The 20,282-nt window shown below is 57.8% G+C and carries 16 protein-coding genes; 7 read left to right on the top strand and 9 right to left on the bottom strand.

The genetic code is table 11. From position 1 onward, the window contains the following. Positions 1-108: 108 nt before the first annotated feature. A complete protein-coding gene (locus CLV83_RS12105; RefSeq protein ID WP_132292448.1) occupies positions 109-993 on the bottom strand; it encodes a LysR family transcriptional regulator in 885 nt (294 codons plus the stop codon). A gap of 139 nt (positions 994-1,132) precedes the next feature. Between CLV83_RS12105 and CLV83_RS12100 the strand changes: the two genes are divergently transcribed. Both CLV83_RS12100 and CLV83_RS12095 read left to right on the top strand, forming a co-directional pair. Next, positions 1,133-1,834 (top strand): CoA transferase subunit A, encoded by a 702-nt coding sequence (locus CLV83_RS12100; protein WP_132292445.1) that lies wholly within the window; start codon positions 1,133-1,135, stop codon positions 1,832-1,834. Positions 1,835-1,878: 44 nt separating this feature from the next. Continuing rightward, the gene (locus CLV83_RS12095; RefSeq protein ID WP_132292442.1) at positions 1,879-2,535 is read left to right on the top strand and encodes a CoA transferase subunit B; all 657 of its coding nucleotides are present in this window, start codon (positions 1,879-1,881) and stop codon (positions 2,533-2,535) included. An 862-nt stretch (positions 2,536-3,397) separates the two neighbouring features. Here the strand turns inward: CLV83_RS12095 and CLV83_RS12090 are convergent. Together CLV83_RS12090 and CLV83_RS12085 are read right to left on the bottom strand one after the other, a co-directional pair. Beyond that, positions 3,398-3,652 (bottom strand): CG2 omega domain protein, encoded by a 255-nt coding sequence (locus tag CLV83_RS12090; RefSeq protein WP_132292439.1) that lies wholly within the window; start codon positions 3,650-3,652, stop codon positions 3,398-3,400. A 103-nt stretch (positions 3,653-3,755) separates the two neighbouring features. Further along, entirely contained in the window at positions 3,756-4,364 is a 609-nt protein-coding gene (locus tag CLV83_RS12085) for a TetR/AcrR family transcriptional regulator (protein ID WP_132292436.1), read from the bottom strand. Positions 4,365-4,456: 92 nt separating this feature from the next. Between CLV83_RS12085 and CLV83_RS12080 the strand changes: the two genes are divergently transcribed. The 4 genes from CLV83_RS12080 (at position 4,457) to CLV83_RS12065 (ending at position 10,516) form a co-directional block, all read left to right on the top strand. Beyond that, the gene (locus CLV83_RS12080; RefSeq protein WP_132292433.1) at positions 4,457-5,494 is read left to right on the top strand and encodes an aromatic ring-hydroxylating oxygenase subunit alpha; all 1,038 of its coding nucleotides are present in this window, start codon (positions 4,457-4,459) and stop codon (positions 5,492-5,494) included. A 368-nt stretch (positions 5,495-5,862) separates the two neighbouring features. Then, positions 5,863-6,996 (top strand): WD40/YVTN/BNR-like repeat-containing protein, encoded by a 1,134-nt coding sequence (locus CLV83_RS12075; RefSeq protein ID WP_207894845.1) that lies wholly within the window; start codon positions 5,863-5,865, stop codon positions 6,994-6,996. 6 nt (positions 6,997-7,002) lie between these two features. After that, the gene (locus tag CLV83_RS12070) at positions 7,003-9,423 is read left to right on the top strand and encodes an efflux RND transporter permease subunit (protein ID WP_132292430.1); all 2,421 of its coding nucleotides are present in this window, start codon (positions 7,003-7,005) and stop codon (positions 9,421-9,423) included. Between the two features lie 136 nt (positions 9,424-9,559). Then, positions 9,560-10,516 carry a LysR family transcriptional regulator gene (locus CLV83_RS12065; protein ID WP_132292427.1) on the top strand — a complete coding sequence of 319 codons (957 nt, stop codon included), beginning with the start codon at positions 9,560-9,562 and terminating at the stop codon, positions 10,514-10,516. An 89-nt stretch (positions 10,517-10,605) separates the two neighbouring features. Here CLV83_RS12065 and CLV83_RS12060 read toward each other — a convergent pair whose 3' ends face one another. The 5 genes from CLV83_RS12060 to CLV83_RS12040 form a co-directional block, all read right to left on the bottom strand. Next, positions 10,606-11,250, bottom strand: a complete 645-nt coding sequence (locus CLV83_RS12060) for a DUF1826 domain-containing protein (RefSeq protein ID WP_132292424.1) — start codon at positions 11,248-11,250, stop codon at positions 10,606-10,608. Positions 11,251-11,545: 295 nt separating this feature from the next. After that, complete coding sequence (locus tag CLV83_RS12055) at positions 11,546-13,183, bottom strand: arylsulfatase (protein ID WP_132292421.1); 1,638 nt, start codon at positions 13,181-13,183, stop codon at positions 11,546-11,548. 26 nt (positions 13,184-13,209) lie between these two features. Beyond that, positions 13,210-14,394 (bottom strand): MFS transporter, encoded by a 1,185-nt coding sequence (locus CLV83_RS12050; RefSeq protein WP_132292418.1) that lies wholly within the window; start codon positions 14,392-14,394, stop codon positions 13,210-13,212. Between the two features lie 178 nt (positions 14,395-14,572). Continuing rightward, positions 14,573-15,952 carry a DUF1329 domain-containing protein gene (locus CLV83_RS12045; protein WP_132292415.1) on the bottom strand — a complete coding sequence of 460 codons (1,380 nt, stop codon included), beginning with the start codon at positions 15,950-15,952 and terminating at the stop codon, positions 14,573-14,575. 12 nt (positions 15,953-15,964) lie between these two features. Then, positions 15,965-17,620, bottom strand: coding sequence for a DUF1302 domain-containing protein (locus CLV83_RS12040; RefSeq protein WP_132292412.1), 1,656 nt, complete (start codon positions 17,618-17,620; stop codon positions 15,965-15,967). Between the two features lie 356 nt (positions 17,621-17,976). Here CLV83_RS12040 and CLV83_RS12035 point away from each other — a divergent pair, with 356 nt between their 5' ends. After that, positions 17,977-19,068, top strand: a complete 1,092-nt coding sequence (locus CLV83_RS12035) for an amidohydrolase family protein (protein WP_207894843.1) — start codon at positions 17,977-17,979, stop codon at positions 19,066-19,068. A gap of 77 nt (positions 19,069-19,145) precedes the next feature. On the opposite strand, the gene CLV83_RS12030 is transcribed toward CLV83_RS12035, so the two are convergent. Further along, positions 19,146-20,099: a fumarylacetoacetate hydrolase family protein gene (locus tag CLV83_RS12030; RefSeq protein WP_132292409.1), complete on the bottom strand. Its 954-nt coding sequence runs from the start codon at positions 20,097-20,099 to the stop codon at positions 19,146-19,148. Between the last annotated feature and the right edge of the window lie 183 nt (positions 20,100-20,282).

The raw sequence follows: 20,282 nt of genomic DNA, 5'->3' as shown, positions 1-20,282 counted from the left end.
TCCGGTTTAGAACAGCAGAACTCGGCACAGTCTCGAGAAATCATGCGCATACTCACTCAAGGACAGGAGGTTTCTGGTTTAAGCATCACTAATAACGGGTCTCTGATATCACTCCTTAAACCGCCGCACCATCACATCCACAAACGCCTGGGCTGCCGCCGACAGTCGATCCCGTCGCCGGGTCACAATGCCTACGCGCCGGGATACTCTGGGTTCGGTCAGTTCAAGGCAACGGGCCCCCAGTTCTTCCATCTGCTGTTTACACAAACCAGGCACCGCGCCCACACCGAGCCCTGTCGTCACCATGCGACCAACAGTGACCAGCTGGTGCGCCTCAAACGCCACATTGAGGTGCAACCCCCTTTCCGAAAGCTGGTGCTCAATCAATGATCGCAGCCGTGACGGGCGTTGCAGGGTGATAAAGTCGGACTTAAGCAGATCGGTCCAAGTAATAGATCCGTCCCTACCGTAGGGACAATCCGCCGGCAGCACGGCGATAAATTCATCCTCAAACAGCGGCTGAAAGCGCAGGTCCTCGCTGCTGCCCGGATCGAAGGTGATCCCCACTTCGATGCGGTGTTCACGCACCATATCGACCACTCGTTCGGCGATCACATCGTGCACCTCGACATTCACGCCCGGGTAGTCATCCCGATACGCCAGCAACCCGAGAGGCAATAATGATGCGGCGAAGGATGGCATCGCCGCGATGGCGACCTTGCCCCGCTGCAGAGTAAAGCGCTGGTGCAGCTCCTCCTCCAGGTTGTCCCAGTCTGCCAGCAGGCGCTCGCCCCGTTCATACAGCGCCTCCCCTTCCGGAGTCAGCGCTACATTGCGGGTGGTGCGGGTCAGCAAAGGCCCGCCCAGACTCTCTTCCAGCTTTTTGATAGCCAGGCTCAGTGCCGGCTGCGACAGGTGCACCAGCTCGCTCGCCTCGGCAAAGTTCAGCGTTCGAGCCACCGCCAGAAAAGCACGCAGCTGTTTTACCGTCATGGGTCGCCTCGAAGATTGATAACTATTACAAATAAATAAAAATAAAAAACAAAATTAATTTATCAATCTTTCTAACGCAATCTACAGCTCATAACTACTCACACATACAGATAACAACAATAGCGCTGGAGGAAGCCCTATGGCTGGTTTCGACAAGGTGGTGAGCTGCTACGAAGAAGCGATGGCAGGACTCGATAACGGAATGACCCTGATCGCCGGGGGCTTCGGCCTCTGCGGCATCCCGGAAAACCTGATCGCGCAGATCAAACGGATGCGCGTCCGCGATCTGACAGTGGTTTCCAACAACTGCGGAATCGATGGTTTTGGCCTCGGCATCCTTCTGGAAGATCACCAGATCCGCAAGATGATCGCCTCTTACGTCGGCGAAAACGCCCTGTTCGAAAAGCAGCTGCTCGAGGGCGAGCTTGAGGTTGAGCTGACCCCCCAGGGCACCCTGGCCGAGAAGATCCGTGCCGGCGGCGCCGGTATCCCCGCGTTTTACACCGCCACCGGCTACGGTACGCCGGTCGGTGAAGGCAAGGAGGTGCGTGAGTTTAACGGCCGACCACATATTCTTGAGGAATCGATCCGCGGCGACTTCGCCATCGTCAAAGGCTGGAAGGCAGACCGCTACGGCAACGTGGTTTACCGCCACACCGCCCAGAACTTCAACCCGATGGTGGCCACCGCCGGGAAGATCACCGTGGTTGAGGTCGAGGAGATTGTCGAACCCGGCGAGCTGAGCCCCAGCGAGATCCACACTCCCGGTATCTATGTGGATCGTGTGATCCAGGGCAGCTTCGAGAAGCGCATCGAAAAACGCACCCTGCGCACTGCCTGATCTACTTAATCGAATAATAATTTCTCACGAACATGGAGGCTGTTATGGCTCTTTCCCGTGAACAGATGGCTATGCGCGTGGCGCGCGAACTTCAGGATGGTTTCTACGTTAATCTCGGCATCGGCATTCCGACGCTGGTAGCCAATTACGTCCCGGACGGGATGGAGGTGATGCTGCAATCCGAGAACGGGCTTCTCGGCATGGGCGCCTTCCCCACCGAAGAAGAAGTGGATGCCGATATGATCAACGCTGGCAAACAGACGGTGACTACCATCCCCGGCGCGTCGATTTTCTCCTCGGCCGAATCCTTCGGCATGATCCGCGGCGGCCATGTGGATCTGACCGTACTCGGTGCATTTGAAGTGGACGTCAGCGGCAACATCGCTTCCTGGATGATTCCCGGCAAGCTGGTGAAAGGCATGGGCGGCGCCATGGATCTGGTGGCCGGTGCGGATAATATTATCGTCACCATGACCCACGCCTCCAAAAGCGGTGAATCCAAACTACTGGAGAGCTGTAGCCTGCCGCTGACCGGTGCCGGCTGTATCACCAGGGTACTGACCGACCTGGCCTGGCTGGAGGTCGAAGACGGCGCCTTTATCCTCAAGGAGCGCGCGCCCGGCGTCAGCGTTGAAGAGATCCGTGAGAAAACCGCGGGCCGACTGATTGTGCCCGATCATGTGCCTGAGATGCAGTTCTAACCGCTGAGTCTCGCGACACTCTAGGTTCTAGGTTCTAGGTTCTAACTACTGGATAACGGATACCCGGTCAGGACAGGCTCTTGATCGGGTATTTTTCGTGTGCATGTCGACCAGCGCTTCCATCCGCTGCACAGATACAACCCATCGCCACTTAGGATTACCCAAGGCTGCTGAGCTTGTCTAACCTGAACGGGTGCGGTGGTTTTGTAGCCAACTGCTTTTGGCTCGTGTCGAGAGGGCGTCCGATGACAGGCTAACGGGCAACCTCTCTTTGGAAACAGCCGGTGAAGGTGAACGTGCTACAGAGCCCGTTCACAAGGTCTTGATGACCTGCAGCCGGTTCTTTTTCTGCGGGTAACGACCTCGCCAGGCTTTATCAGACTACCCTCAGCCAGCGTTTTCGACATTACAATCCACCTGCATATCAGGTGGATTTGCACCAAATTCCATATTAAGAGAGCTTGTGTAAACCTACCGACGAATGCCGGGATCACACGAATCCTAGTCTTTTTTAGGCCGGTTTCGGCTGCTGCCGAGCAAAGAGACTTGTGCGGACAAGTCCCTTTGCAATCCCAAACCGCCCCTAAGGCTTGGTCGGCTACGCCGACTTCCCTGCGCTTCTCGTCTGAAAGAGCGGGAAAGGAAACTCACCGCTTCGCGGTTCAAACAGCCTTTCCCTTGTTTCTCTTTCAGCCTGCGATGCTCAGCTGCGCCAAAGGGGATGGATTGCTGCGTTCAGATAGCCATGAGGCATAGAGCCCCGTTATCTTTACCGCACAAGAAAGGCATGACCTCGACTAAAGGATCTTAAAAACGACAACTAAAAAGGGCCCTCCTGAAGAGAGCCCTTGGTAGGCATTACTTACTTTTTGTGCTTCTTGTCTTTGTCGTGACCCTGACCCGGGTTGTCATCACCATGCACGCTGCGGTTCTCATGGTCACCCTTGTCGAACTTGCCTGAGCTGCAGTCATCCGACTTCACCTGGACATTGTCACCTTCGAGCTTGATGCAGTCCTTGCTGATCTCCATCTTGTCGGTGGAGATGGTGATTTCGGCCTGCGCCACGGAAAGGGGAAGAAGTGTAGCAGCGGCAATTAAAAGCAATTTATTTTTCATAACGGGCCTGCTTCCAGATCAATGAGTCACTTCAGATACTACTAATTTTCTGAAGACAGGATAGCGATTCCCATTGATTCAGGTCCAGCAAAAGAGCTGCCCGCTAAAGTGCACGACCCGAAAAGGAAAAAGCTGTCTCCAATACCGCACGCTCCACCTCCTCTTTACCCACACCGGCCACCATATAGGGCTTGAGCATGTCGGCATGACGCAGATGCGCATAGCCGTAAAGCGTCGACCACATCGCCACCATCTGCTGTTTCAACTGACCCTCATCGTCGATCCCCAGCAGAGTTTTCACCAGTACGCTGACACGGCTATACACCGCTTCCACCGCCTCTCCCAGCTCGCTGCCGGGCACTGCCTGCGCCATCAGATGAGTATCGAACATCAGCTGGAACAGCAGCGGATAGCCCTCGGCAAACTCAAGGAACGCCTGCCCCACTCCGCTGATGGACAGGCTGCTATCGCTGCTGTTTTCCAGCGGCTCCAGCAGCGTTCCCATCATCACGAAGCCTTCGGTCGCCACCGCCGCTAGGAGTGAATTCCGGTCCGGGAAATGCCGGTACGGTGCGCCCCGGGATACGTTCAGCGTGGTCGCCAGCTCACGCAGGGAGAGCGCTTCCTGCCCCTGCTGGAGAACCACCTCCAAGGCGGTATCGATCAGTGCCTGACGCAGGTTTCCGTGATGGTAGGTATCGGTTTTTTTCATACTTATCCGTTTGACCAACTGAATCCACAATACTAATGTAAGCACTGCTCACATTAAAAAGAATAACATCCATCGATGAGGATAATAATAAGATGCCGTTTCTTAAAAACACCTGGTACGTAGCCGGCTGGGATAACGAAGTCCCCGCTGAAGGCCTGTTCACCCGCACACTTCTCAACACACCGGTGCTGTTTTTTCGTGATGAGAGCGGCAAGGTCCAGGCGATCCACAACCGCTGTCCGCACCGTTTCGCACCGCTTTCCATGGGCCGCCACTGCGGTAACACCGTCCAGTGCGCCTATCACGGCCTGGAGTTCAACGGCAGTGGCGCCTGCAGCAAGAACCCGCACGGCGATGGTAAAATTCCCCGCGCGGCCAAGGTAGAAGCCTATCCGGTCGTGGAAAAGTACAGCCTGATCTGGATCTGGATGGGCGACAAGGAAGCCGCCGACGAAGCGCTGATTCCGGATTTCTCCTGCATGGATCCGGAGCGTTTCTACGTGGCCAAGCGCTACCTGCACGCCAAGGCCAACTACGTGCTGGAGTCTGACAACATTCTGGACCTCTCCCATATCCAGTATCTGCATCCCAGCACCCTGGGCAGCGACCATGTTAACCAGGCGATCACCAGCATTGAGCAGAACGAGAACACCGTCTGGTCATTCCGCCAGACCGTGAACGAAATCATGCCGGACTTCCTCTATGCGGCGATGGGTATTCCCCACGGCACACCGGTGGATCGCTGGACCGATGTACGCTGGGACGCACCGGCCAACATGCTGCTGATGGCCGGCGCTACGCCGACCGGCGCGCCGCGCAGTGATGGCACAGAAACCCCGCTGCCGCACCTGTTCAGCCCGGAAACCGACACCACGACCCACTACTGGTTTGCCTTCCCGATGCCGGTCCAGATGGGTGAACAGGGTGCTACCATCGCCGAGGCGCAGGTCTCCGGCCTGGAGGTACCGTTCAGCACCGAAGACCTGCCGATGCTGGAAGCCCAGCAGAACATGATCGGCGAAAACGAGTTCTGGGATATGAAGCCGATCCTGCTGGTGGGCGATGCCGCCGCGGTGCGTGCGCGCAGGGTTCTGGACAAGATGATCGCAGCGGAACAGAGCAGCGAGTAGAAACGCCCGCTTCGCCCGGCTCCCTGCCAAGCAAGGGAGCTACCCCGCTTCCCTCCCCCAAACGCCGGCTCTGCCGGCGTTCGCATTTCAGGCCCTTACCCAGAACAAGAGTCCAGAGCAAGATTCCAGAGCAAGAGTCGAGGCCAAGAGCCAACTATCGGCAACACGGATACCTAACCTCTTAATTATCGATTAGACGAATCTATAGCTATCCACGTATGTTGATAGTCGCCGAACATGGATGCGGCACAGCCCAAAAAGGCTCTACAACAAGAATCGAATGCTGGAGAACAATAATGAAGCAGCATACACCCAACAGATCTGCCGGCCTGTTCTCCACCAGGACATACCACCCGAGGTCCGCAGTAATGAGTGAATTTTTCCGCCCTGCACGCCTTAATTCGAACCAGGCAGCGCAGGCTTCCCGAGTTTCCTGGGCGCTCCCAACCAGCATGCGCAACACCCTGATGAGCGCATGCCTGGCGCTATCTCTGCTCTCACCTTCCCTGGCACAGGCAACCACGCCGACCGTTCTGCAACAGCCGGCACGGATGACGCCCATCGCTCAACACGCTGTGCTGCTGGGGCTGGCAGAAGCCGGCAAGCGACTGGTCGCCGTGGGCGAACGGGGCGTCATTCTGCTCTCCGACGATAACGGCGATAACTGGCGCCAGGTCAGTGTTCCCGTCAGCGTGACGCTGACCGATGTGCAGTTTGTGGATGACCAGTACGGCTGGGCCATCGGTCATGCCGGCGTGGTGCTGGCGACACAGGATGGCGGTGAGAGCTGGAAGCTAAAGCTGGACGGCAACGAAGCGATCGAGATCGAGCTCAATGCAGCGCAGCGCTCCGATGACGAACAGCGCCTGAGTAACGCTGAACTGCTGGCCCAGGATGGCCCGGACAAACCTTTCCTGTCGCTGCACTTCAGCGACCGCCAGCACGGCATCATCGGCGGCGCCTATGGCCTGGCGTTTCGCACCAGCGATGGCGGCGAAACCTGGAGTTCAATGATCGGTGACCTGCCCAACGACTGGGGCGCACATATCTACGCCATCACCCAAAACGGCGACTCGCTCTATCTGGCCGGTGAACAGGGCCTGTTTATCCGCTCGCTGGATGGCGGCAAGCACTTCGACAAGATCGATGTGGGCTACCCGGGCAGCCTGTTTACACTGCTGACCCCCTCCCCTGCGGAAGTACTCGTCGGCGGCCTGCGCGGCACCGTACTGGAGTCCCGCGATACCGGTTACACCTTCGAGCCGCTCTCCAACCCTATCCCTGTGTCGATCAACGCCGCCCTTGATGGTGATGGTGGCTACCTGTTTGCCAACCAGGGTGGCCATATCCTGCGCCTGCTGGATGACGGACGTCTGATCCCTTTCGCCGATGCACATCAACCGCTGACCGACCTGGTACGCGCCGCCAACGGCAAGCTCGTCGGTATCGGCTTTAACGGCCCCAACGTGCTGGATACCCAACGCAAAGCGGCTGCGGAGTAAGCCCCAATGCAACCAACCGAACAGAATAACAAGATGAAAGATTTCGATACCAAGTCGGGTTCGCTGCTTGAACGCGCGATCTTCAACCACCGCCCGCTGATCATCTCAATCTGCCTGCTGGTCACCGTATTGCTGGGCTGGCAGCTGCAGGGGCTGAACTTCAACTCCAGTTTCGACAAGATGATTCCGGGCAGCCACCCGTTTATCGAGAACTACCGCAAGCATCAGGATGAGCTGGCAGGTCTGGGTAACGCCGTGCGTATCGCCGTGGCCAACAAGTCCGGCGATATCTACGACAAGGAATACCAGGCCACCCTGCGCCAGCTGAACGATGAGATCTACCTGCTGCCCGGTGTCGACCGCGCGCAGATGAAATCGCTGTGGACGCCGTCCACCCGTTGGGTTGGCGTTACCGAGTACGGTCTCGATGGCGGCCCGGTAATCCCCGATGGCTACGACGGCTCCCCCGACAGCCTGGAAGACCTGCGCCGCAACGTGGAGCGCTCCCGTGAGATCGGTCAGCTGGTGGCCTTTGATCAGCGCTCCAGCATCATCTTCGTGCCGCTGCTGGAAACCACTGCAGATGGTACACCGCTGGATTACACCCAGCTCTCCGAACAGCTGGAATCCCTGCGCTCGGCTCATCAGAGCGACAGCATCAGCATCCATATCACCGGCTTTGCCAAGGTGGTGGGTGACCTGATCGACGGCCTGAAACAGATTCTCGCCTTTTTCGCCCTCGCCATCGCGATCACCGGTCTGGTGCTGTTCTGGTACACCCGCTGTATCAAGAGCACCCTGCTGGTGATGCTCTGCTCTCTCACCGCCGTGATCTGGCAGCTGGGCCTGCTGCCGGTGCTGGGTTATGCCCTGGATCCCTACTCCGTGCTTGTGCCTTTCCTGGTGTTCGCCATCGGTATCAGCCACGGCGCCCAGAAGATGAACGGCGTGATGCAGGATATCGGCCGCGGCATGCACCAGCTTGTGGCGGCACGTCAGACCTTCCGCCGTCTTTTTATCGCTGGCCTGACCGCGCTGCTCAGTGACGCGGTGGGCTTTACCGTGCTGATGTTTATCGACATTCCGGTGATTCAGGACCTGGCCGTTACCGCCAGTATCGGTGTGGCGATGCTGATCTTCACCAACCTGGTGCTGCTGCCGGTAATGCTGTCTTACCTTGGAGTCAGCCCCAAAGCTGCGGCGCGCAGTCTGCAGGCGATGCAGGAAGACAAGGAGGGCAGCGCCCGTCACCCGGTTTGGCGTTTCCTCGACCTGTTCACGGCGAAGAAGTGGGCATTTATCTGCATCGGTGTTGCGGCGCTGATGGCGCTGGGCGGCCACTTTATCGGCCAGAATCTGAAGGTGGGCGACCTGGATGCCGGCGCACCTGAGCTGCGAGCGGATTCACGCTACAACCTCGATAACGCCTTTATCACCTCCAACTACGGCGCCAGCAGCGACGTCTTCGCCATCATGGTGGAAACACCGGTAAACGGCTGCTCCCAGTACGAAGCGCTGAAACTGGTAGATGACCTGGACTGGCAGCTGCAATCCCTGCCCGGCGTGGAATCCACCAACTCTCTGGCGATGCTGAACCGCCGCGTACTGGTGGGCCTGTCGGAAGGCAACCCGAGCTGGTACGAGCTGCTCAACAACCAGGCCACACTGAACATGATCACCGCCAGCGCGCCACGTGGTCTGTATAACGATGCCTGCAGCCTGCTGACCCAGTATGCGTACCTGGCCGATCATAAGGCCGACACCCTGACCCGCGTGGTCGACTGGGTAGAGGACTTTGCCGCCGCCAACAACAGCGAAGACGCCACCTTCCTGCTGGCTGCCGGTAACGCCGGTATCGAAGCCGCCACCAATATCGTGGTGGAAGACGCCAACCAGGATATGCTGATCTGGGTTTACTCCGCCGTGATTATCCTCTGCATGATCACCTTCCGTTCCTGGAGAGCGGTGGTCTGTGCGGTGCTGCCGCTGATGCTCACCTCCATCCTCTGCGAAGCACTGATGGTCAGCCTGGATATCGGCCTGAAAGTGGCCACCCTGCCGGTCATCGCCCTGGGTGTGGGCATAGGTGTCGACTATGCGCTCTATGTGATGAGCATCGTGCTGGCCCAGCTGCGCCAGGGCGAGAGCCTGTCCCAGGCGTACTACCGAGCCCTGCTGCTCACCGGCAAGGTGGTGATGCTCACCGGTGTCACCCTGGCGATCGGTGTGGGTACCTGGATCTTCTCGCCGATCAAGTTCCAGGCGGATATGGGTATCCTGCTGGCCTTCATGTTCATCTGGAACATGGTCGGTGCACTGATCCTGCTACCGGCGCTGGCCTACCTGCTGTTTCCGTCGGCACGCAAACAGCCCCAGGAGCTCAAGGCAGAACCGCTGATTGAGCAGAAAACCCTGGAATATATCTAACCATTCCCCTCCAGCCTCACCGAGCGTTGGCCAATATTTACCTTAATCGGATATTGGCCAGCCTTGGTTGACGGCATAATCCCTTGTAAGGTCAATGTATTAGCGCGCTCTGGCGTATCACACAGAGGAACAGGCAATGAGACTCAATAAATTCGACATGAACCTGGTGGTGGTGCTGGATGCCTTGCTGACAGAGCGCAACATCACCCGGGCGGGCGAGCGCCTGTTTTTGAGCCAGTCGGCCACCAGCGGTGCGCTGGCACGCTTGAGAGACTACTTCGACGATCCGCTGCTGGTACAGGTAGGCCGCAAGATGGTGCTGACACCGCTGGCGGAAAGCCTGGTGCAGCCGATCCGCAGCCTGCTGATCCAGGCGCAGACCACGCTGGAAACCCGGCCGGAGATGAACCCGGCGGATATCAGCCGCAAGCTTACCTTCCTGATGTCGGACCACACCTCCACCGTGGTGATGCCGGCCGTGGCCCGGGAGATCAGCAAGCAGGCACCCGGTATCTCACTGGAGATCGCCCCCCCTGGGGACGACCCCTGGGCCGAGCTTGATCAGGGCAAGATCGACTTCCTGCTGATGCCCAACACCTTCCTTAATGACGATCATCCCAAGCTGCAGCTGTTTATCGAAGAGTTTGTCTGCATCTGCAGTGCCGATAACCCCGATATCGGTGACCGCATCAGCCATGAGCAGTACGCAGAAGCGGATCATATCGGCGTGGGCTTCGGTAGCCAGCTGCGCCCCGGTATCGATGCGGTACTGGCAAAAAATGCCGGCGTTGAGCGCAAGGTGGCGATGACCGTCAGCGCCTACAGCCAGCTGCCCCAGTACGTGATCGGCACCGACCGCATCGCCACTGTGCACAAACGTCTGGCGGACTTCTGGGGCGAACTCCTGCCGATCCGCATCGTTCAACCCGAGATCGACTTCCCGAAAATCCCCTGGTCCCTGCAGTGGCACCAATACCGGGATCTGGATCCGGTCATTGGCTGGGTCAGAGACCTGATGCTGGATATTACCGGGGATGAGGTATCGCGGCAGCTGGCGAAGGCAAGTAGCACGGTGAATCAGTCTGAATCCTGAGAGCAGTCTCATCGACCCAGGTGGCAGTATCAGAACAACCATCGACTCATGCAGTTAATGCCATGAATCGCGCTTCTGCCCTGCCAAACTCAATCCGCAAAATCTAAAGAAAGGAACAGTCGCATCTCTCCGTCTGACACGGGCGGAGAGCGGTGCACTATCCCATAGCCCTCATTTTCAAACCAGCCATCCCCTTTCAATAGAGCCACATCCCCCGTACTGATCTGCTCGACCCTGTCCGGTTCAGCCTCCGGGATACGTGGGCCGGCATTTTCCGGTTCCGGTAACCACTGGGTGCCCGCGCCGCTAAAACAGGTAACGAGGCGAGCAGGCAGAAAATCCACGTGAAATTTTGGACACATGGCACGCGTAAGTGTGGCCAGGCGCACACCAATCTGCTTTGGCTCAAACAGGCACTGGTACATCTCCACCAGTTCGCAGATGTTGTCGATCAACTCGTCTTTACCAGCGAAAGCAGGCAATACGCGGTTGAGTTGAGTGGCAGTTTCTTCTCGCATCTCTTCGCCGGTACCGACCAGACAACGGAGGTGAACCTGACGCTTCGATTCAGCGAGTTGAGCCATGTAGTGTTCAACCTCTTTATCAAGGTCGCGTTTCCAGACAGCCAGATTACAGTCGGTCTGGTAAATGTCACCCAGTACCCGGGGTTGGTCACCAATACGTGCCACTCGACCGGGTTGCTCGGTAAAAACCGCGGAGCTTATTGCATTCATTGTTACTCGTGCCGTTATCAGAATTCACAGGATAGGGAAGCCTCCCCGACGATATGTAACGTTATAGTGTAACAATAATTAAAAAGCAGTGTTAAACCTAAAAAACAATCTATCTAGTCCGGGAGATCGGGATCAGAAAGCCATAGCAGGGGTGATGAAGCTGACGGTCATCTGCTGCTTACTCAACTTTCTGCTTTGAAACCACATTTCCTCACTAGGGGGGAAGTCTCCTTCAAAACGAAAAAAGCCGCGCAAAGCGCGGCCAAAAGGATGAACCCAGACAACGAACTAGAGATCATTCCGGACGTCGCACTACCCCCACACGATCGGCGTATTCCATCCAGGCCTTTTTCAGACGCTCCAGCGTTTCCGGCTGGCTGTCCGAGAGGTCATTGGTTTCACCGCGGTCGACACTGAGGTCATATAGTTCCCAGTTCATTTCCTTGGTGCGGCGGTCACGATAGCCCACCAGCTTAAGATCGCCTTCGTGGTAATAGAGGTTACCGAACAGTTCCCCCGCCATTTCACTTTTCGCGCCAGCAGCGTTGGTTTCACCCAGCAGGGCCGGCAGCATGGACTGGCCGGTGATCGGGTGCTTGGCCTGTCCCTTGTAGCTATCCCCCGGTAGCGGTGTGCCACTGAGTTCCAGGAAGGTCGGTGACAGGTCATCCACACGCATACGAGTATTCACCAGGCCAGTGCGGGACATCCCTTCAGGCAGGCGCACGATGGCCGGAACGCTGATGCCACCTTCAAAGCTGGTGATCTTGAACTTGTTCAGCGGGCCGGAGCTGACTTCCGCCCAGCGGATACCGTAATCCACCTGGGAGTTTACCCGGCCCAGGTTATCGAGGCTGTTATCGGTATCCGGTCCGTGGGGATAGAAGCGGGTATGGTTATCACCCGAGGCGCCGTTATCCGACATAAACAGGATCATCGTGTTGTCGTACTGACCGCTCTCTTTCAGATAATCGATCACCCGGCCCACGTTATCGTCCAGGTTATCCACCATGGCGGCGTAGACCTCCATCAGGCGGGCCTGGTATTGGCGCTGCTCCTCATCCAGCTGCTCCCACTGCGGCAGCTTGGGGTTATCCGGAATACGGTTGGCCGGCTGCATATCCTCAGGGTAGAGACCCAGTTCTTTCATCCGCTCTATGCGGGCATCACGCACCTCGGCATAACCGCCGTCATAAACGCCCTTGTACTTGTCCAGATAGGCATCCGGCGCCTGCAGCGGCCAGTGCGGCGAGGTGTAAGCGGCGTAAGCGAAGAACGGCTTGCCGCTGCCCTCGTTGGCCTTGAGATAATCGATCAGTTTGTCGGTGTAGAAATCGCTGGAATAGAAATCATCCGGCAGTTCCACCGCTTCGCCGTTTTCACGGTAGGTGACCTTATCAAGCTTGGAAGGATTGACCGTATTCGGTTTGAAGTGGACAGCGCCGCCCTCAAACAGCGCGAAGGAACGCTCAAAACCGCGGGCATCGGGGCCCTGATCCGCGCCCATCCCCAGGTGCCATTTACCCACCATATTGGTGCTGTAGCCCGCATCCTGAAGCAGTTCAGCCAGGGAGTGCGCCTTATCGTTCAGGTAGCCCTCATAACCGGGTTTGCCTTGATGGAAAGGCTCGTGGGGCAGCGCCTCCGCCATGGTGCCAAGACCGGCCAGGTGGTTGTCAGTGCCGGACATCAGCATGGAGCGTGTCGGCGAGCAGCTCGCTGCTGCGTACATGTTAGTCAGCTTGAGCCCTTCATCGGCGAGTCTATCGAGGCTCGGCGTTTCGATCTCGCCGCCAAAGCTACCCAGGTCCGAATAGCCCAGGTCATCGGCCAGGATCAGCAGAATATTCGGCTTTTCCGTGGCAGCCTGAGCGTTGAGAGAACCGGCCATCGCCAGCGCGAACATGGCCCCCACTAAAGGTTTAACTGTCATTTAATCTCTACTCCATCTTGTTCTTATTAGGTCGCTGCCGGAACCGGTGCCCGGAATCGAATCAGCGTTACGCACAGCACTGCCACCAGCAGCTGCGCCAGCCCTACCGCCATCAGGGCACTGGTCAGTGCTACACCGAAGCCGCCCGTCATCGCCAGTACAACGAGGGGGCTGGCAAATTCACCACCAAAAAGCGTTGCGGTGAAGCCACCGGCGGCGCGCCCACGCTGCCTGAGTTCAACCTGCGACATGATGCGGGTAATCAGTGTCGGCAGCATAAGGCCGACACCCAGCCCGTTGATCAGCACCGCCAAGGTTACCAGCATATGGGTCTGAGCGAACGCCATCAGGATGCCGCCGGCACCGGCCAGGCTGAACCCGAGCATCAGCAGCGAGCCGCTGGAACGGCTGGATATCAGCCGGAACCCCAGCGCGCCGAGCAACACACCCAGCTGGTTGGCGCCCATGGTCATACCGATATCCTGGGGCGCGTCGATCTGCAACTGAGTCAGCAGGAAACCGGCCTGCACCGGCACGATAAACAGGCTGATACCGGCCAGGAACGAGAGCAGGTAGAGCGGCGCCAGCCCGCCCCAGGGAAAGGTTTCGTCCTGCCCTGCTGCCGCCTGGGCGTGATGCTTGACCGGCTCCCAGAGCAGCCAGGCCATCAGCGGCAGGAAGATAAAGCCCGCTGCGTAAAGTACAAACGGCGTACGCCAGCCCTGTTCGCCCAGCACGCCGCCCACAGAGATAAACACCGCTGCAGACAGCGAAGTGACCACCGCCTGCAGGGCAAAAAGTTTTTCGCGACGTTTGCCGCCGTAGTAATCACCGATCAGCGTGGTGCAGCAAGTCATGATGCCGGCTTCGGCAAAGCCAAGACCTGCACGACTAATCACGATGCCGACCAGAGAATCGAGCCAAAACGGCATCAGGCCGAAGATGCTGTAAACGATCATCGACACCAGCAGCAGACGGCGACGACCGAAGCGATCAGCAACCAACCCGGCAAAGGGCGCGGTCAGAGCAATCACCAGCGCGGGAATGGTCAGAGCGATGGGGACCAGCGCTTCCAGGCCCGGAGTACCGACAAAGTGGCTCTGCATCCGTGGCAGTACCGGAGCGATCAGCACCGCGCCTAGCACCGGCAGACAGCTACCCAGCAGCAGTAACAGGGATTGCGGCAAGCCCGCCTGACGTTCAGTGTTCATGAGACTCTCCTTCGGCAACCACCCGGTCGTGAAAACCGACCTGGGCCCGATATCCGGCGCCGAAAAAATGGCCCACGAAGCAGCGTTCGAGGGCCGTCAAGGGAAGGGGGATAGATCTTGCAATCGGGCGGTTATAGCGCTTGTTTAGCCTGCGCTAAAACCGCCCTTCTACTCCGGTTTAACGTACGCCCCGGCCAGCCATAATGGCGGGGTTGAACTCGGTCGGGCTGTGACGATCCACCAGTCGATAGGTGTGGTCATCGCCGACGTAGTAGTTCTGTACGAACCAGGACTTGGAGGTCAGATCGTAGAAGCCACTGGTCATCGGGATAGTGCCCGGCGCTTTCGGAATCACCGCATTCAGCGCCCAGAGAGTCTTGGCCAGCTCGCCCTGCGCGTCCCAGCGGTCAGCCAGGGTTGCAGACCAGGTATCTTCATCGATGTAGTAGCGTGAGCGCGGCAGCTGGTGGCGTTCGCCCTCTTTCAGGTTTGCCTCGACTACCCAGACACGGTGCATCTCCCAACGCACGTGATCCGGATTCAGGTGGTGCTTGTCAAACAGCGCCTCCGGGCCATCCAGGTGCTGGATGCCGTTGTTGTTGTAAGGGATCAGCATCTCCTGCTTGCCCACCAGCTTCCAGTCGAAACGGTCGAGACGGCCAGAGAACACGGTCAGTTCGTCGAAGGACATTACCCCTGCGGTGGCCGGTGTCGGCGTGTCGCAGCAGGCGTTCGGCAGCTTACGTACGCGGCGCTGACCGGTCAGGTAGACGTGGGACTGGCTCTTTTGCGGGTCCACGTTATTGCGCCCCATGATCTGCTCGCCGGCACGGATCGGCGGGCCGATGTTCTTCAGACGGAACAGCCAACGGTCACCATCCTTATCGAACTCTTCCACGGAGCTCTCACGATCGTAAAACGGCATCTGCATCACCGATTCACCATCAGTGGTCATCACCGGCTGGCCATCAGCGGTGATCAGGTAGTGACGAAAGATCATATCCGCCGCGAAGCCACGCCAGAACATCAGGTGGTTCCACATCACCTCGACACCGGCCTGCGGAATCGGGAAAGGCGTACCGGCGAAGGCACCTTTGACTACAGGTGCACCGTTAACATCTTCCACCGTCGCGCGAGTGGCATTAGCAGCCGTGTTCTCGTAGACCCAGTCCGGTGCCTTGGCGGTACGGTGACTCGGGTACACATCTATCCGGTAAGTATCCGGATAGAGCTCAAACATCCGCTTGGTGCCTTCGGTCAGCTTGTCAGCGTACTCGGCCAAATTGGCGGCAGTAATGCTGTACAGCGGCTTTTCGTCAGTGAACAGGTTTGGAATATCCTGCTCAGTTTCCGACGCATCCTTGGGGGTATAGCCACCGGTCCAGGCGGGGATCAGGCCATCGGCGCTGGCGGCCATCTCGGCGCCCAGCGGGGTCAGGGTATCGCCAAGCTTGGCCGCTTCTTCGGCACTGACACCGGCCATACTCAGTTGGGCACTCAGGGAACAGGCGCCGATGATGGCGACACTCAAGGCTTTGAGTTTATTTGTAGTTATCATGCTCAAGTCCTCTTAGAAGGTGGTCTTGACGAAGAATGAAATGAAGTCACGGTCAGCACGCGACTGGTCGAAGGTCAGCTCCTGCACTTCGTCACGCGCGGCTTTTTCGCTACCGTAATAGTGGGTGTACTGCAGACCCATCTGGATATCGTTCAGGTAGGTGGCGTTAACACCCAGGCTGATATCACCGCCCTCATCGACACCAAAGTTACTCAACACAGCAGACTTGCCCCTCGGGAAGTAACTGATACCCACCGGTACGCTGATATCCCAGCCCGGGAACGCCTGACGATAGGTGGGGGTATACACAACCTTCAGACCCCAGGCGTCACGTTCTGCCTTGGAATCCAGCATTTCGGGGTTATCGGTGATACTCAACAGACGGTGCCAAGCTACCTCACCGACCAGACTCGCTTCCTTGGAGATGAAAGACGGGCCCAGTGACGCCAGCATGTTCAGGTTGACATGGGCTGTGCGGCCAACGGCGTGTAGCGGATCATCCACATAGTCGGATGGACGACTGCTATCGTGGAGCTCCACCGCATTGGATACCAGCGGCATGTTCCAACGCAGCGAACCCTCACCGGCGATATTGACGTTGCCTACCGTGGTAATGAAGCTGGCACCTACGGTTTTGATATCCTCCTGATAGAGCCAGGCGTAGTTGCCCAGATCACCCACGGCGTAGTTGGCGCCGTATTCGTAGAGGGTCGGCGTACGTGCGTGGGTCTGCATGGCGTAGAAGCCGTAGTCGGTGAATTCACCGGCATAGCGCAGCTGGATACCGCCCTGGCCTGAGTCACCCGCTTCCGCATCGCTGACGCGAGGAATACGCCCCAGGGGACCGGCGACGATGTTTTCGGAGCCATCGCCAATAATATCAGCGGTGGAGAAGTAGCTACCTGAACCCGGCAGACGGGTTTCTTCCCACTCCAGCTGGTAGAAGGCGCCGAGAGTCAGGTCATCGGTCAACTGAAAGGTGCTGGAGAGCTGGTTAACCGGGCGGATCAACTCCTTGAACTGGGTATTCGGTACAGAGAGCGCCTTGACTACATCCACCGGCGCCATGGCACCGGCGATGGCGTTCGCACCGAAGAACAGGCTCTCACCCCAGACCAGGCCGTGCTGGCCGGCGCGTACCGACAGCGCACGATCGCCGATCAGGCCGTTCCAATAAACAAAGGCGTCCAGCAGTTCGATATCGCCACCGTGCAGATCCTGAGTCGCTTTGGTGAACTCGTTGTATGGAACCGAGGTAGCGTTGGGTGTATCAAGGAATGGAGGAATCGCAGAGCCTACGCCGCGATCCGTCTTCTTGTGGTAAACATCGTCATACCAGGCAGCGCCACTGATACGCGCCCCGAAGTCTTTATAACCGATGTCCAGCTCTGACAGGATATCGACACGATTGGAGATCAACCCTTTATCAAAGTTCAGATCACCATCGTTACCGTTCAACCCGCCGGTTCCGTAGATCAACTCCTCGCTCTGATCCTGCAGACGAAACGCTGTGCTGTACTTCACGGTGTTATCCCACCGCAGGTACACATCCCTGTTACCCGTATCGATCTCAAATGCCTGGGCGACCGGTACCCCCAGTACCAGAGCCGCTGCCAGTGTCAGCCGGAACGGCGCAACTGGCCGGAAAACCGCCTTTTTATTGGTCATGAGAACTGAGCCCCTGTTGTTTTTTTTAATGGGAAATCGCCGCAGTGTGCTCAACGCTCCCGATCACCCGGGATTTGCCGCGTCTGCCACCTGTGCTTGTTGGCGATGGGGAAGAGGTTCTCTCCAAACGAGGCATCTGACCAATCGTTTATAAAAATGGAAACTATCGGTTTTACGGGTAGTAACACCTACTTTTCATATCCACACAATCGATGGCTTACATGTTTATAAACGATTTATTGGATTGTGACCGGATTGCATAGATTTATAGCGTCTCGAAAAACGTCCCGGGCGGTAGCGGTTTTACCCTGAGGTTTCGCCGCTGCGCCCAAGATAATCATAAAAAAGGGAAACCAATGGACGCTATCCAACTGCATATCTGCGACTCCCGCTGTCCTCCCTCCTGTTCGCTGGCGAACAAGGCGCAACAAGCGGTTAACCAGCGATCCCGGGCGGTTCAGGTGATCGATCTGCACTGCCACGTATTTGTACCCGATGTAGAAAGGCTGACTGCTCAGGAAGCGCAGCGGCGTCAGGAAAACGCCCGCATGCGGCTGACCACCGGCGAAGCCTCATCCCAATACAACGATGAGCGGATGCTGCCCGACATCGCCGGCAAGCTGGTGGACCCAGGCGCCCGGCTGGAAGATATGGAACGCCTGGGGATCGACCTGCAGGTGATCAGCCCATCCCCGAGCCACTACTGTTACTGGGCGGATGAAGCACTGGCCACAGCGCTGGTGGATGTACAGAACAACGCGATCCTGTCGCTGATCGACCAGCATCCTGAGAAGTTCAGCGGCTTCTGTGCGCTCTCGTTACAACATCCGGAGCTGGCCGTTGCCCAGCTGGAAACAGCGGTCAAAAACGGCTTTCGTGGCGCGGAGATCTCCACCCACGTGGAAGGTACCCCGCTTAGCTCCCCGGCTTTGGAACCGCTCTGGGCCTGCGCGGAAAAACTCGGCGCGGTGATATTTATCCACCCCTTTGGCGCCGACCTGGGCGATCGTCTGGACACCCATTACCTGTCCAACGTGATCGGCCAACCGCTGGAAACCACCATTGCGCTGTCACAGCTGATCTTCGGCGGTGTATTCGACCGCTATCCGAATCTGAAGATACTGGCGGCCCACAGCGGCGGTTATCTCCCCTTCTACCCGGAACGCAGCAACCACGGCCACCGCGTGCGCCCGGAAGCACAGACGATGAAGCATGCACCCAGCGAATACCTGCGTCGCATCTGGTTCGACACCCTGGTCTACACCCCGGAAGCGGTGCAGGCGCTGATCAATTCGGTGGGCGTTGATCAGGTGGTTGTGGGGACGGATTACCCGTTCGATATGGGCGCCTATGATATTCACGCCCTGGTGAATGAGCTGACGGAACTCAGCCCTGAGGAGCGGGAGAAGATTCTCTCAAACAACGCCAAACGACTGCTTGGGATTTAATAGAGAACAGACTTTAATAGGGACAGGAGTTTAAAAGAGATAGGGGCCAAGGCGTCACCGCCCAGGCCCCTGGCTGATCAGAGCGCTTTACAGCGATTTCGCATCACACCAATTCCGCTGATCTCCCCTTCCAGGCAATCGCCATCCCGCAGGAAACGACCATAGTGACTGCCATTACCGGACGGAGAGCCGGTAATCAGGATATCGCCCGGTAGCAGGCGGATACGGGAACTCAGATAAGCGATCAGCTTCGCCACCGGGAAGATCATGTCCGAGCAGCCCTCATCCTGCATCACCTCGCCATTCAGGCTCAGTTTGACATGCAGCTGCTGTGGATCGCCGATCTGCGATGCCGGTACCAGGAACGGCCCCATGGGATTGTAGGTCGGTAGCCCTTTGCCCATCACCCAGTCGGTACCTATCGCTTTCATATCGGTACGGTGGATCAGCTCGCGGTTGGATATGTCGTTAATGATGGTGTAACCGGCCACGTAGTCGAGCGCTTCGGCTTCGCTAACCCGGAAGGTCTCCTTCCCGATCACAACCGCCAGCTCCAGCTCCCAGTCCGGCTGTTCCACGTCAGGCTGCAGCAGGATGTCATCGTAAGGCCCGCAGATAGATCCCACAGGCTGAGTAAAGACGTAAGGCTCGCCGTGTTTGACCCGCTCGTCCATCGCCTGCTCAGCGGCGCGGCGGGTCTCCTCTTTCGACAGATTCTGCAGCCCCGGGTCCCGCCCCTGATCCACGATCAGATCGATGACATGCTTGCGGTAATTGGCGCCGGCGCAGAAAAACTGGCGAGGGTTTTCGATCGGCGCATGCACCCGCAGGTGGGCCAGGGAAACCCAGGGAAGATTGGGCGTGACGCTGTTTAGATCGGCCTGCAGATCCTGCACGACAGCGTCCAGCGCAGGCTGGTTCTGATCCCAGTGATCCAGCATTTCAAGCATGGATGACACCGCATAAAGCGGCTTGCCCAGATTACGGCAGAGCGGAAGCAGCGCCTGAAGGGCGAGCGCAGAGTCGCCCATAACAATGCCGGGGAAAGCAGGCGCACCCGCCACTGAAAACGTGCCGAGCGCGTACTTTAGTGGTAAAGAGTCATCTAGAGGTAAAGAGCCATCCAGAGACAGAGAGTAATCTTGAGACAAAGGAACAGCCTTCTTTATTATGTTGTCTATTTGGCTCTTGGCCGGCTATATCATTTCGCCAGC

This window comes from Marinobacterium mangrovicola (assembly GCF_004339595.1).
Classification (GTDB): Bacteria; Pseudomonadota; Gammaproteobacteria; order Pseudomonadales; family Balneatricaceae; genus Marinobacterium_D; species Marinobacterium_D mangrovicola.
The sequence above is the reverse complement of the archived record's forward strand: the minus strand, read 5'-3'. Positions and strand labels throughout refer to the sequence as shown.